This is a genomic window from Mesorhizobium sp. LNHC209A00 (assembly GCF_000502915.1).
Classification (GTDB): Bacteria; Pseudomonadota; Alphaproteobacteria; order Rhizobiales; family Rhizobiaceae; genus Mesorhizobium.
Genome location: NZ_AYWT01000002.1, coordinates 366,058 through 379,118 on the forward strand (window position 1 = coordinate 366,058; position 13,061 = coordinate 379,118).

Genomic DNA, 13,061 nt, shown 5'->3' on the forward strand with positions numbered 1-13,061 from the left:
ACGATACGCGATTCGAGGCGAACGAATAGAACAAAAAAGAAACGGCGCCGCTCGCGCGACGCCGTCATCATACCTTGGCCCTGTCGCCGGGCTTCAGTCGTCGAGCAGGTTCGAGCCTTTGCCACGCTTGGTGGGGGTCGCTCCGGTGCTCGGATCGGTCTTGGTGCTCGGATCGNGTCGACTTGTTGCGGTTGGCCATGAAGCGGTCGAACTCGTCCTGATCCTTGGCGCGGCGCAATTCGCGGGCATACTCGTCGAACTGCGTCAGCATCTCGTCGAGCTTGCGGCGCTCTTCGTCCAGGCGCTCAAGCTCCTTTTCGCGCCAGTCGTCGAAAGCGACGTTGCCGGTGCGGGCGGAGCCGTTGCCCCAGCGCGTGGCCTTGTCGGAGCCACGGCGACAACCGGCGAAGATGCCGTCGGTCGCGCGGTTGACGTCACGCTTGAAGCCCTCGAGCCGGTCGCCCCAGATGATGTAGGCGAGCATGGCGAAGCCGAGCGGCCAGAACACCATGAAACCGATCACCATCAACGCGATGGTCGCCGGCGTCCAGGCCGGGCGGATCAATGCAGATGTGTTCATTTTCTCCCATTCCTTCGGTTGGAGACAGCCAGAACCGGCTGCGTGGAATCGAAATGGGAAGGCGAAAACGGCGATTCAAGACAATGTCCGCCAAAACCGAACAAGGGCCTGAAATGATTATCGCTTTTTGAGCATATCGAGGAAAAGCACGACCAACCCGGCGATCAGGCCCCAAAATGCGGCGCCGACACCGAACAGCGTCAGCCCGGAGGCGGTGACGACGAAGGTGACGGTTGCGGCCATGCGCTCGCCCTCGTCCTTGAGCGCGATCGCCAGCGCGTTGGCGAGCGATCCCATCAGTGCAAGTCCCGCCACCAGCACGATCAGGCTCTGCGGCAGGACGGCGAAGATCGCCACCAGCGAAGCGCCGAAGATGGCGAAGACGAGGTAGGCAAGCGCGTAGAACGGCCCGGTCTTCCAGCGCTCGGCGGGATCGGGATGGACGTCAGGCCCGGTGCAGATGGCCGCCGAGATCGCCGCCAGATTGGTGGTTCCGGCACCGAATGGTGCCGACAGGAGCGAAAACAGGCCAGTGACGCCGATCAGCGGGCCAGGTTCGGGGTGGTAGCCGGCCGCCCGCAGTACCGCGAGCCCCGACAGGTTCTGCGAAGCCATGGTGACGAGGTAGAGCGGCAGCGCCAGGCCGATGATCGCCATGGCGGTGAAATGGGGAGCGATAACCGTCAGTGTCGATAGTTCGGGCGCGGGCAGGCCGCCGACACGGCCCGTGAGGAAGGCGGCAAGGCCACCGCCAACCAGCACCGCCAGCACCGACAGCGCCGGATTGAACAGCCGGATGACGAAGAATGCCGCGATCAGCGGCAGGATGAGCCAAGGGTCCGCCGGAATGGCCTTCATGGCATTGATGGCGAAGGTGACGACGATGCCGGCCAGCATGCCGGAGGCGACCGAAGCCGGTATTCTCGATATCAGCCGGGTGAGCGGCCCAAACAGGCCGGTCGCGACCAGCAGCACGCCCGTGACGATATAGGCGCCGACGGCCTCGCCCATCGAAAAGCCGCTCGAGGCGGCGACCAGTGCAAGGCCCGGCGTCGACCAGGCGGTGATGACAGGCATTTTCGTGCGCCATGACAGCCACAGGCACTCGGCGGTCATGGCCAGGCAGATCGCCGTCACCCCGCTCGCAGTCTCGACCTGCGTCGCGCCGACCGCCTTGGCGGCGGCAATGACGATGGCCAGCGTGCCGCCGAAACCGACGATGGCCGCGACGAAAGCGGAGATCGGGATGGACAGGCGCATCGTCACTGGCCTCGCTTGGCCAGGTCGCCGACCGCCCGCACCAGCATGTCGAGATCCTGGGGCCGCGACAGGCGATGGTCACCATCGGGGATCAGCGACAGCGTTACATCGTCGGCAGGCAGCAGGCTGACCAGCCTCAAGGCGTGGCTCGACGGCACGTCCGCGTCGGCCAGCCCCTGCAAGATGTGAACCGGGCAATGCGTGTCGATCGGCCCGGTCATTACCCGGTTATTGCGCCCATCCTCGATCAGGGCGCGGGTGTAGACGTAAGGCTCGGCGGAATAATCCGAGGGTTCCGCGAAGAAGCCCTTTTCGGCGAGATCGCGCTTCTGCGCCTTGGTCAGCACCGGCTCGATCAGGTCGCTTGTAAAATCCGGCGCCGGGGCCAGCAGCACCAGGCCGACGACGGCTGCGTCGCCCGCCTTGCGCAATTCCTGTACCATGCGCAGCGCGATCCAGGCGCCCATCGACGAGCCGACCAGGATCTGATCGCCTTTGGCGAAATGCCGGAAGACGGCAAGGCTTTGCGCAAGCCATTTCGAGATCGTACCGTCGGCGAAGGCGCCACCGGATTCGCCATGGCCCGAATAATCGTGCCGCAGGAAGGCCCGGCCTTCAGTTGCCGCCCAGTCCGACAGCGTCTCGGCCTTCGTGCCCAGCATGTCCGACTTGTAGCCGCCGAGCCAGACGATGCCGGGCGTCGAGCCGTCTGAATGGCGCACCGCGATATCAGATCCGTCGACATCCAGAAAAACTGGAGCCAGAGAGGATGGAGGCGTGGCGATCATGGCTTTTCCTCAGGCCCGTCTTTTGGCACGCGGCCCTTGTGGCACAGCCGGAGGCGTGGCGAAAAGTACTCGCGCTGTTTCTTTGTTTGGTGCAGGCCGGCGATCAGGGTGATTTTCTGTCAATGCTGTGCTATTGACTCCGCCCGCGCGCTCACCACATTGGCGCGTCCACGTATCAAGACGACAAATCCCGAACGAAACGGCCAAGGAGACCACGACCATTCGCAGACCTTTCAAAGCAGCGGCGCCGACCAAGGATGGGCCGCGCTCCAATCGTGACATCCGGGTTCCCCGGGTCCAGCTTATCGACGCCGACGGCCAGAATCGCGGCGATATTTCCATCAACGACGCATTGCTGCTCGCCGAAGAGGCCGGGCTCGATCTCGTCGAAATATCGCCCAACGCGGTCCCCCCCGTCGTAAAAATCCTCGATCTCGGCAAGTTGAAATACGCCAACCAGAAGAAGGCGGCCGAGGCGCGCAAGAACCAGAAGGTCATCGAGATCAAGGAGATCAAGATGCGCCCGAACATCGACAGCCATGACTACGAGACCAAGATGAAGGCGGTGCGCCGCTTCTTCGAGGAAGGCGACAAGGTCAAGTTGACGCTGCGCTTCCGCGGCCGCGAGATGGCGCATATGGAACTCGGCATGCAGCTTCTGAACAAGGTGCGCGAGGAGGTGGCGACCATTGCCAAGGTGGAAGCCGAGCCGAAGCTCGAAGGCCGCCAGATGATGATGGTGCTGGCCCCGCGCTAAAGTTTGCGGAACCCACGTGGATCACGATGACGTCAGGCCCGGACATCGCGCTCTAAATCCGCCCGAATTGTGCTACAGGGCGTCCCGGCGATCGGCGGGACGCTCTATTTCTTAGATCAAAGCCGCGATCGCCGGCAAAGCTCTTCGACGATCGGATCCCGCATGGCCAACGAAAAGGTTTTGGACGTCAAGGACGTCAAACACGGGCTGGGCAACTACCAGCAGATGCGCCGGCTGGTGCTTGCCGTGCTCGTCCTGGTGCTGTTTCTGGCGCTGCTGTTCGGCCAGTCGACCTTCCCGCCGGACACGCCGGTGCACGAAACGATCGAGATGTTCGGCGTGCTCTTGATTTTCCTCGGCATCGTCGGGCGCCTCTGGGCGACGCTCTATATAGGCGGGCGCAAATCCTCCGAGGTGGTGACCGGCGGCCCCTATTCGATCACCCGCAACCCGCTCTACGTGTTCTCGACCGTCGCCGCCGCCGGTGTCGGCGCGCAGATCGGCTCGTTCTCCGGCATCATCCTTTTCGCGGTTCTGTGCGCCGGCGCCTTCCATATCGTCATCCTGCGCGAGGAGAAATTCCTCAAGGAAGCGCTCGGTGTAACCTATGCCGCCTATCTGGCACGCGTGCCGCGCTTCTTCCCCAAGCTTTCGCTCTACCAGGAAGGCGACACCGGCAGCTTCAAGCCGCGCCTGCTTTTGACCACACTGCTCGACGGGCTGGTGTTCCTGATCGCGCTGCCGGCTTTCGAACTGATCGACGGCGCGCAATTGTCAGGCATGTTGCCGGTCTGGTTTAGGCTGCCGTGACCGGGGACAGTGCGTCCAGGGTGCCGAGGTGTTGCGCCCGCGCCATCTTTGATCTATAGCACCGCCGTTCCAAGAAAACCGCCCGGCAGGGCATGCCGTGGCGGTTTCATTTGCTTTTCGGGCTTTGGTCGGCCCGGAGCGAACAAGAAGCGCGATCGTGCGCCAACAATACGGAGTAGCAAAATGCCCAAGATGAAGACCAAATCGGCCGCCAAGAAGCGGTTCAAGATCACAGGTACGGGTAAAGTCCTGTCGGCTGCGGCCGGCAAGCGTCACGGCATGATCAAGCGTTCCAACAAGTTCATTCGAAATGCCCGCGGCACGATGGTTCTGGCTGAACCGGATGGCAAGAAGGTCATCAAGAATTTTCTTCCGAACGGCCTTTAAGTTTTTAAGGAGATCATGACATGGCACGCGTAAAAAGAGGCGTCACCTCGCACGCCAAGCACAAGAAGGTCCTGAAAGCCGCGAAAGGCTTCTACGGCCGCCGCAAGAACACCATCCGCATCGCCAAGCAGGCGGTGGAAAAGTCGCTGCAGTACGCTTACCGCGACCGCAAGAACCGCAAGCGCTCGTTCCGCGCGCTGTGGATCCAGCGCATCAACGCGGCGACGCACGAGCATGGCCTGACCTATGGCCGCTTCATCGACGGCTTGAACAAGGCCGGCATCGAGATCGATCGCAAGATCCTGTCCGACATGGCCATCCACGAGCCGCAGGCTTTCGCCGCCCTGGTGGCCAAGGCCAAGGTCGCGCTCGAATATCTGAAGAACACCACGCCGAATGCTTTTGAAAGCGCTGTCGCCTAAGACCAGCGCTTCCCAAACATTCGCAATTCTGATTATGGGGAACCCGCGCTGGCACGGCTGGCGCGGGTTTTTCTTATGCCTGATGTAACCAAAATGGCGACAGACGAACCAATATGGTGTCGATCGCCGATGGAGAGCTTCGCCGTGAACGCCACCGCTGGAAATCTTGAAGCCCTGGAAGATTCGCTTCTGGCCGACATCGCATCGGCCGTCGACGAGCCGGCCATCGAGGCCGTGCGCATCGCTGCCTTCGGCAAGAAGGGCACCGTGTCCGAGATGCTGAAAACGCTTGGCGCGATGAGCGCCGAGGACCGGCAGGTGAAGGGCCCGGCCATCAACGGCCTCAAGAACCGTGTCACCGAGGCGCTGACGGCCCGCAAGGCTGAACTGAAGGATGTGGCGATCGCCGCCCGTCTGGCGGCCGAGAAGGTCGACGTGACGCTGCCGGTGCGGCAGTCACCGGCCGAGCGCGGCCGCATCCATCCGATCAGCCAGGTCATCGACGAGATCGCCGCGATCTTCGGCGATCTCGGCTTCGCCATCGCCGAAGGTCCCGATATCGAGACCGACTACTATAATTTCACCGCGCTGAATTTCCCGGAAGGCCATCCGGCGCGCGAGATGCACGACACGTTCTTCTTCCAGCCGGACGAGAAGGGCGAGCGCAAGCTTTTGCGCACTCACACCTCGCCGGTGCAGATCCGCACCATGGAGAAGCAGAAGCCGCCGATCCGCATCGTCATTCCGGGCAAGACCTATCGCCAGGATTCCGACGCCACCCACTCGCCGATGTTCCATCAGGTCGAGGGGCTGGTGATCGACAAATCGGCCAACGTCGCCAACATGAAGTGGGTACTGGAAGAGTTCTGCAAGGCCTTCTTCGAAGTGCAGCAGCTCAAGATGCGCTTTCGCCCGTCCTTCTTCCCGTTCACCGAGCCAAGCCTCGAGGTCGATATCCAGTGCGACCGCTCGCGACCCGGCGAAGTGCGCTTCGGCGAAGGCTCCGACTGGTTGGAGATCCTCGGCTGCGGCATGGTGCACCCCAACGTGTTGCGCGCCGGCGGGCTCGATCCCGACGAGTATCAGGGCTTTGCCTGGGGCATGGGCATCGACCGCATCGCCATGCTGAAATACGGCATGCCCGACCTGCGCGCCTTCTTCGACGCCGACGTCCGCTGGCTATCGCATTACGGCTTCCGGCCGCTCGACATGCCGACGCTGTTCGGAGGCCTGAGCGCGTGACCGTCCTGAAGACTCCTGCTGCCAGCTATTACGGAACAGCCCAATGAAATTCACCCTCTCCTGGCTCAAGGATCACCTTGAAACCGACGCCACGCTTGACGAGATCGTCGAGCGGCTGACCTCGATCGGCCTCGAGGTCGAGCATGTCGACGATAAGGCGGGGCTGAAACCCTTCGTTATCGCCAAGGTGCTGACGGCGGTGCAGCACCCCGATGCCGACCGGCTGCGGGTGCTGACCGTCGATACCGGCGACGGCAAGCCGCCTGTGCAAGTGGTGTGTGGCGCGCCGAACGCCCGGGCCGGCCTGATCGGCGCCTTTGCCGCGCCCGGCACCTATGTGCCCGGCATCGACGTGACGCTGACGGTCGGCAAGATCCGAGGCGTCGAAAGCCATGGCATGATGTGTTCCGAGCGCGAGTTGGAACTGTCCGACGAGCATAATGGTATCATCGACCTGCCCGAGGATGCGCCGGTCGGCACCAGCTTTGCGTCCTATGCGCATCTCGACGATCCGGTCATCGAGATCAATCTGACGCCGAACCGGCCCGATGCCACCAGCGTCTACGGCATCGCGCGGGATCTGGCGGCGAGCGGGCTTGGCCGCCTTGTCGGCGGGGCGATCATGCCGCATGTCGGCAACGGCATGTGCCCGGTGAAAGTGACCATCGAAGCGCCGGAGCTTTGCCCCGGCTTCGCACTCAGGCTGGTCAAGGATGTCAGGAATGGCCCGTCGCCGAAATGGCTTCAGCAGCGGCTGATCGCCATTGGGCTGAGGCCGATCAGCGCGCTGGTCGACATCACCAATTACGTCACCTTCGACCGCGGACGGCCGCTGCATGTCTTCGATGCCGCCAAGGTCGCCGGCAACCTCGTGGTGCGCCGCGCCCGCGACGGTGAAAAGGTGCATGCGCTCGACGGGCGCGAATACACGCTGACGCCGGAGATGTGCGTGATCGCGGACGACAATGGCGTCGAGTCCATTGCCGGCATCATGGGTGGCGAACACTCCGGCTGTGACGAGAACACGACGAACGTGCTGATCGAATCCGCTCTTTGGGACCCGATCACCACGGCCCGCACCGGCCGCACGCTCGGCATCATCACCGACGCGCGCTATCGCTTCGAGCGCGGTGTCGACCCTGAATTCATGGTGCCGGGCCTCGAACTGGCGACCAAGCTGGTGATCGATTTCTGCGGCGGCACGCCGACCGAGACCGAGGTGGCCGGCTATGCCGGACATCAACCCAAAATCGTTTCCCTTCCGTTGTCGGAAGTGAAGCGGCTGACCGGTATCGAGGTGCCGAAGGCGGAGAGCCTCGACATCCTGTCGCGTCTGGGCTTCCACGCGCAGGGATCGGGCGACGTCGCCGACGTCACGGTGCCCTCCTGGCGCCCCGATGTCGACGGCAAGGCCGATCTGGTCGAGGAGATCATGCGCATCCATGGCGTCGACAACATCGCCCCGCAGCCGCTCGGCGCGCATGACGTGGTCAACGGCAAGATCCTGACGACGCTGCAGATCCGCACGCGTGCCGCCAAGCGTTCGCTTGCCGTGCGCGGCATGATGGAGGCCGTTACCTGGTCGTTCATCCCGGCCAAACACGCCCAACTCTTCGGCGGCGGCCAGACGGCGCTGAAGCTTGCCAACCCGATCGCCGCCGACATGTCCGACATGCGGCCCTCGCTGCTGCCGGGGCTGATTTCGGCCGCGCAGCGCAACGCCGACAAGGGCATTGGCGACGTGGCGCTGTTCGAGGTCTCGGGCACCTATGAGGGCGACGGCGCCGACCAGCAGCGGCGCGTCGCCGCCGGCGTGCGTCGCGGCACGGCAAAGCTCGACGGCTCCGGCCGCAACTGGGCCGGCAATTCGGGCCCGGTCGGCGTATTCGACGCCAAGGCCGACGCGATCGCCGCGCTCGAAGCCTGCGGTGCGCCGGTCGACCGGCTGCAGATCGAGGCGGGCGGCCCGGCCTGGTACCATCCCGGCCGTTCCGGAACGATCAAGCTCGGTCCGAAGACCGTACTTGGCACATTCGGCGAGTTCCACCCGAAGACGCTGGAAGGGCTCGATGTCTCGGGGCCGCTCTGCGGCTTCGAGGTGTTCGTCGACGCCGTGCCGGAGCCGAAGGCCAAGCCTACCAAGACCAAGCCCAGACTGGACCTGTCCGCCTTCCAGGCGGTGAAGCGCGACTTCGCCTTCGTCGTCGACAAAGCGGTCGAGGCCGGCACGCTGGTACGTGCCGCGCTCGCCGCCGACAAGAAGCTGATCACTGCTGTCTCGGTCTTCGACGTGTTCGAAGGCGCGTCGCTGGGCGAAGGCAAGAAGTCGATCGCCATCGAAGTGTCGATCCAGCCGACCGAGAAGACGCTGACGGACGAGGATTTCGAGGCGCTGGCCAAGCGCATCGTCGAGAATGTCGGCAAGCAGACTGGCGGCGTGTTGCGCGGCTGAGACTTGCGAGGGAATGGCGAATCGCTCTCCAAAGGGCGATGGACCATCTGCGCTATTCTGGGCTCTCCTTCGAGAAACAGCGTACGGCTTTTCTCGGCATCGTCGCTGCCGACCCGCTGCTGGCCGAAACGCTGGCGAGGGTCGGCATGCTTGCGCTGCCGGATTGGCTGGTGGTTTCCGGCGTGCTTTACAACAGCGTCTGGAACCACCTGACCGGCAAGCCATCCGGCTACGGCATCAAGGATGTCGACCTGTTTTATTTCGACGACTCCGACCTGTCCTACGAGGCCGAAGACGCGGTGATCCAACGGGCGGCCAGGCATTTCGAAGGATTGCCGCTGCCGGTCGAGGTGCGCAACCAGGCGCGAGTGCACCTGTGGTATCCGCAAAAGCTCGGCCGGCCCTGCCCGCGCTATGCGAGTGCCAGTGAATCCGTCAGCTATTTTGCCTCGAAGACCCATGCGGTCGGGGTTCGATATGATGCGGACGGGCAGCTGGACCTCGTGGCGCCGTTCGGGCTCGACGATCTCTTCTCGTTTCGAATTACGCCCAGCCGGCTGATGGACAACCGGAAAACGCATGAGGAGAAGGGCGCGCGAGCGCGGGCGTATTGGCCGGAGATTACGGTGGTGCCGTGGTAGCAAATTTGAGATGTCGGCGGGCCAGCGCGTCCAACTGTCTATGCCATGCGACAAAAGCGGCGCCGAAGCGCCGCTTTTCAGCTTGTGTGCTCACCCATTCACCAGCACCAGCAATTCTTCGGTATAGCGCTTGCCCATTACCTTGTCGGGGGACAGCGCATCGCCGATCGTCGCGACCTCTGCCGCGCTCATCACTATGTCAGCCGCCGCCGTATTCTGCTCCAAATGGCGGATTTTTCGCGCACCCGGGATCGGCACGATGAAGTCGCCTTGGTGCAGCACCCAGGCCAGCGCCAGCTGCGCCGAGGTGACGCCCTTCTCCACCGCCATCCTTTCCAGCGTGGCGATCACCTTGGCATTGGCTTCCATGGCGTCGGCCTGGAAGCGCGGCAAGGTGCGGCGCCAATCGTCGTCGCTCAGGGTGTCCGGCTTTGCGATGGTGCCGGTGAGCAGGCCGCGGCCGAGCGGGCTGTAGGGCACGAAGCCAATGCCCAACTCGCGGCAGACGGCGAATATCTCGTCTTCCGGGTCGCGGCTCCACAGCGAATATTCGCTCTGCACCGCGGCGATCGGGTGCACGGCGTGTGCCCGGCGGATGGTGCCGGCACTCGCCTCCGACAGGCCAAGCGCCCGCACCTTGCCCTCGCGCACCAGCTCGGCCATGGCGCCGACCGTATCCTCGATCGGCACCTCCGGGTCGACGCGGTGCTGGTAGTAGAGGTCGATGACATCGGTTCCGAGCCGCTTCAACGACGCCTCGGCGACGGCCTTGACGTGCTCGGGACGGCTGTCCACACCGGCCATGCGATCCATGCCGGTGCCCTCCTCCAGTATCTTGAAGCCGAATTTGGTCGCGATCGTCACCTTATCGCGAACCGATCTCAGCGCCTTGCCCAGCAGGATCTCGTTTTCGAAGGGGCCGTAGACCTCGGCCGTGTCGAAGAAGTTGACACCGATCTCGACGGCGCGGTGCAAGGTAGCGATCGCCTCGGCTTCCGGCTGGCCNTGTGCTCTTCCGATCTCGGCCTTGACGTGGTCGGGACGGCTGTCGACGCCGGCCATGCGATCGATGCCGGTGCCTTCTTCCAGGATCTTGAAGCCGAACTTGGTCGCGATTGTCACCTTGTTGCGCACCGACTTCAGCGCCTTGCCGAGCAGGATCTCGTTCTCGAAGGGGCCGTAGACTTCCGCCGTGTCGAAGAAGTTGACACCGATCTCGACGGCGCGGTGCAAGGTAGCGATCGCCTCGGCTTCCGGCTGGCCGCCATAGGCAAAGCTCATGCCCATGCAACCGAGGCCGACCGGGAAGACTTCAAGTTCAGTTCCTAGCTTGCGGGTTTTCATCACGCATCTCCTTGTTGTGATGCCCAGGAAATAACGCCTTGCCGCCCGTTCGATAATCGGCTCTTCTTCGTACGGGTCGTTCCATGAAATAGATCAATGAACCGAGCACATCTCTCACAGCTTGCGGTGCTGGCGACCGTTGCCCAATGCGGCAGTTTTCGCGGCGCGGCCAGGGAACTGGCGATAGCTCCCTCCGCGGTGAGCCACGCGGTCTCCAGCCTGGAGGCACGGCTTGGCGTGCGCCTTTTGGCGCGCAGCACGCGCAGTGTCGCTCCGACCGAGGAAGGCGCGCAATTGCTGGAGCGATTGCGCCCGGCGCTTTCCGAGATCGACCTGGCGCTGGAGACGGCCGTCGAGGCCCGCGACCGGCCCGCCGGGAACTTGCGGCTCAGCGTGCCGCGCACGTCAGCGCATCTGGTGCTGACGCCACGGCTCAGCGCCTTTGCGTCAGCCTATCCCGACATCGTGCTGGAGATCATCATCGAGGATCGCTTCACCGACGTGGTGGCAGGCGGTTTCGATGCTGGTGTCAGGCTCGGCGAGAGCCTGCAGCGCGACATGATCGCGGTGCGCATCGGGCCGGACATTCGCGGCGCGGTGGTGGGCGCCCCATCCTATTTCGAGGCCATGCCCCGGCCGCGCCATCCGCGCGACCTCGCCGAGCATCGCTGCATCCGCTTCCGCTTCTCCAGCGGCATTCTCTACCGCTGGGAATTCGAAAAGGACGGCGAGGAGGTCGAGATCGCGGTGCAAGGGCCGCTGATCCTCGACGAGGACCATCTGATCGCTCAGGCCGCGGTCGACGGCGCCGGGCTCGCCTTCGTTTTCGAGGACTATGTCCGCGCGCCGCTTGCCGACGGACGGCTGATCCGCGTGCTGGAGGACTGGTGCCCACCCTTCGACGGATTCTTCGTCTATTACCCAAGCCGCCGCCAGATGCGGCCGGCGCTGAGGGCTTTCGTCGATTTCTTCAAGGTGAGCGGGTAGGCAACTCTCCTCCTCGTCGGCAAGGGGAAGAAAGCTGACCGCGCCAACGTTCGCCTCGCATGCAGGCTTCAATCACCAACACCGCGACCCGCTATGGATGGGCAACCATCGTCCTCCACTGGCTGATCGGGATTATTTTCATCGGCCAGTTCATGCTCGGCTTCGTTATGGTCAGGACCCCGAGCCAACGCACGGCCTTCGAATTGATCCAGCTGCACAAATCCCTGGGCTTTCTGCTGCTTGGGCTCATCATCCTGCGTATCGCCTGGCGGCTCGGCAATGCGGCACCGCCCTTGCCGCCTTCTGTCCGCGCCCTGGAGCGCCGCTCGGCGCCGCTGGCGCATCTGGCGCTCTATGCCTTCCAGATCGCCCTGCCCCTGTCAGGCTGGGCGCTGGTGTCGGTCTCGACGCTGGAGATTCCCAGCATGCCGTTCAACTTGTTCGTGATGCCTAACCTGCCGCTCGCCGAATCCGATGCCGCCGAAAGCTTTTGGACGTCGGCACACTGGTATCTCGCCTATACCGGCGCGGCGCTTGTCGCCCTGCATGTCGCGGCGGCCCTGCGCCACCATTTCCTGCTTCGCGACGGGGTGCTCACGCGTATGATCACGCCTTCGTCAACCGGGGAATAGAACGCGCCTTGGTCTCGTTTGTGGGGTGAGGACGCCAGAGAGCGCTGCCTCCTAACAAGGAACACCCCAATGCGTGCGCGAATCCTTGGATTGGCGGCTGCCGCCGCCTGCCTGGCCATGCCTGTTTACGCGGCGGTCGTGCTCGGCGATGCCGCCGGCAGCTATACAATCAGCCAAACTAGGTCCGCGATCCGCTTCACCATCGGCAAGGCCGGGGGAGGCGGGTTCGACGGCGCCTTTGCCCGTTTCAAGGGCATGATCCGCATCGACAACAATGATGTCAGCCGTTCGAAGGTCGACCTCACCATCTATCCCGAAAGCGTCGGCACCGGCCAAGGCCGCATCGATGCGTTCCTGCGCTCCGACGCGGTGTTCGACGCGGCCAACAGTCCCGAAATCCAGTTCCGCTCGACCAGTGTGACCCGCACCGGCGACACGTCGGCCCTTGTCTCCGGCAGGCTGACGGCGCGCGGCAAGACGTTTCCGGAAAAATTCACCGCCGAGCTCGACGGGTTGAAGGGCGGGACGATCAAATTCCATGTCACCGGCAAGGTGCTGCGCTCGCGTTACGGCATGGATGTCGGCACGCCGCTGTATTCCAACGTCGTCGATTTCGACATGACGCTGACCGGGAAAAGGGGCTAGCGCGCGGCTGAGGTACCTGTGTCCCTGCCCGCTTTCATGGGCGAGGAACCGAGCGACCCGCATTGGCTTTTCCGCCGATTTCAGGCAAACCTCATTGCCTGTAATCGACATGGA

The 13,061-nt window shown here is 63.6% G+C and carries 13 protein-coding genes and 1 pseudogene; 10 read left to right on the forward strand and 4 right to left on the reverse strand.

Annotation, left to right across the window (positions count from 1 at the left end):
* Window positions 1-93: 93 nt before the first annotated feature.
* The 3 genes and pseudogenes from X739_RS24540 to X739_RS160845 form a co-directional block, all read right to left on the reverse strand.
* Window positions 94-580 (reverse strand): annotated as a pseudogene (locus tag X739_RS24540) (DUF2852 domain-containing protein).
* 117 nt (window positions 581-697) lie between these two features.
* Window positions 698-1,840, reverse strand: coding sequence for a benzoate/H(+) symporter BenE family transporter (locus X739_RS160850; RefSeq protein WP_023793073.1), 1,143 nt, complete (start codon window positions 1,838-1,840; stop codon window positions 698-700).
* A 2-nt stretch (window positions 1,841-1,842) separates the two neighbouring features.
* Complete coding sequence (locus X739_RS160845; RefSeq protein ID WP_023793076.1) at window positions 1,843-2,628, reverse strand: alpha/beta hydrolase; 786 nt, start codon at window positions 2,626-2,628, stop codon at window positions 1,843-1,845.
* Window positions 2,629-2,848: 220 nt separating this feature from the next.
* Between X739_RS160845 and infC the strand changes: the two genes are divergently transcribed.
* The 7 genes from infC (at window position 2,849) to X739_RS160810 (ending at window position 9,339) form a co-directional block, all read left to right on the forward strand.
* Window positions 2,849-3,385 (forward strand): translation initiation factor IF-3, encoded by a 537-nt coding sequence (gene infC, locus X739_RS160840; protein ID WP_023772325.1) that lies wholly within the window; start codon window positions 2,849-2,851, stop codon window positions 3,383-3,385.
* A gap of 162 nt (window positions 3,386-3,547) precedes the next feature.
* Entirely contained in the window at window positions 3,548-4,195 is a 648-nt protein-coding gene (locus X739_RS160835; protein ID WP_023793079.1) for an isoprenylcysteine carboxylmethyltransferase family protein, read from the forward strand.
* A gap of 183 nt (window positions 4,196-4,378) precedes the next feature.
* Window positions 4,379-4,582, forward strand: a complete 204-nt coding sequence (rpmI, locus tag X739_RS160830) for a 50S ribosomal protein L35 (RefSeq protein ID WP_006201248.1) — start codon at window positions 4,379-4,381, stop codon at window positions 4,580-4,582.
* A gap of 20 nt (window positions 4,583-4,602) precedes the next feature.
* The gene (gene rplT / locus X739_RS160825; protein ID WP_006201247.1) at window positions 4,603-5,004 is read left to right on the forward strand and encodes a 50S ribosomal protein L20; all 402 of its coding nucleotides are present in this window, start codon (window positions 4,603-4,605) and stop codon (window positions 5,002-5,004) included.
* A 129-nt stretch (window positions 5,005-5,133) separates the two neighbouring features.
* Window positions 5,134-6,246: a phenylalanine--tRNA ligase subunit alpha gene (gene pheS / locus X739_RS160820; protein ID WP_051410561.1), complete on the forward strand. Its 1,113-nt coding sequence runs from the start codon at window positions 5,134-5,136 to the stop codon at window positions 6,244-6,246.
* A gap of 43 nt (window positions 6,247-6,289) precedes the next feature.
* Window positions 6,290-8,698 (forward strand): phenylalanine--tRNA ligase subunit beta, encoded by a 2,409-nt coding sequence (gene pheT, locus X739_RS160815; RefSeq protein ID WP_023793082.1) that lies wholly within the window; start codon window positions 6,290-6,292, stop codon window positions 8,696-8,698.
* 38 nt (window positions 8,699-8,736) lie between these two features.
* Window positions 8,737-9,339: a nucleotidyltransferase family protein gene (locus tag X739_RS160810; RefSeq protein ID WP_023793084.1), complete on the forward strand. Its 603-nt coding sequence runs from the start codon at window positions 8,737-8,739 to the stop codon at window positions 9,337-9,339.
* A 90-nt stretch (window positions 9,340-9,429) separates the two neighbouring features.
* On the opposite strand, the gene X739_RS0133790 is transcribed toward X739_RS160810, so the two are convergent.
* Window positions 9,430-10,683, reverse strand: coding sequence for an aldo/keto reductase (locus tag X739_RS0133790; RefSeq protein WP_023793086.1), 1,254 nt, complete (start codon window positions 10,681-10,683; stop codon window positions 9,430-9,432).
* Between the two features lie 96 nt (window positions 10,684-10,779).
* Between X739_RS0133790 and X739_RS160805 the strand changes: the two genes are divergently transcribed.
* The 3 genes from X739_RS160805 (at window position 10,780) to X739_RS160795 (ending at window position 12,947) form a co-directional block, all read left to right on the forward strand.
* Window positions 10,780-11,670, forward strand: a complete 891-nt coding sequence (locus X739_RS160805; protein ID WP_023772321.1) for a LysR family transcriptional regulator — start codon at window positions 10,780-10,782, stop codon at window positions 11,668-11,670.
* Between the two features lie 59 nt (window positions 11,671-11,729).
* Window positions 11,730-12,302, forward strand: coding sequence for a cytochrome b (locus tag X739_RS160800; protein WP_023793089.1), 573 nt, complete (start codon window positions 11,730-11,732; stop codon window positions 12,300-12,302).
* A gap of 69 nt (window positions 12,303-12,371) precedes the next feature.
* On the forward strand, window positions 12,372-12,947 hold the full coding sequence (locus X739_RS160795; RefSeq protein WP_023793092.1) for a YceI family protein: 576 nt from the start codon (window positions 12,372-12,374) through the stop codon (window positions 12,945-12,947).
* The last annotated feature ends 114 nt before the right edge of the window (window positions 12,948-13,061 follow it).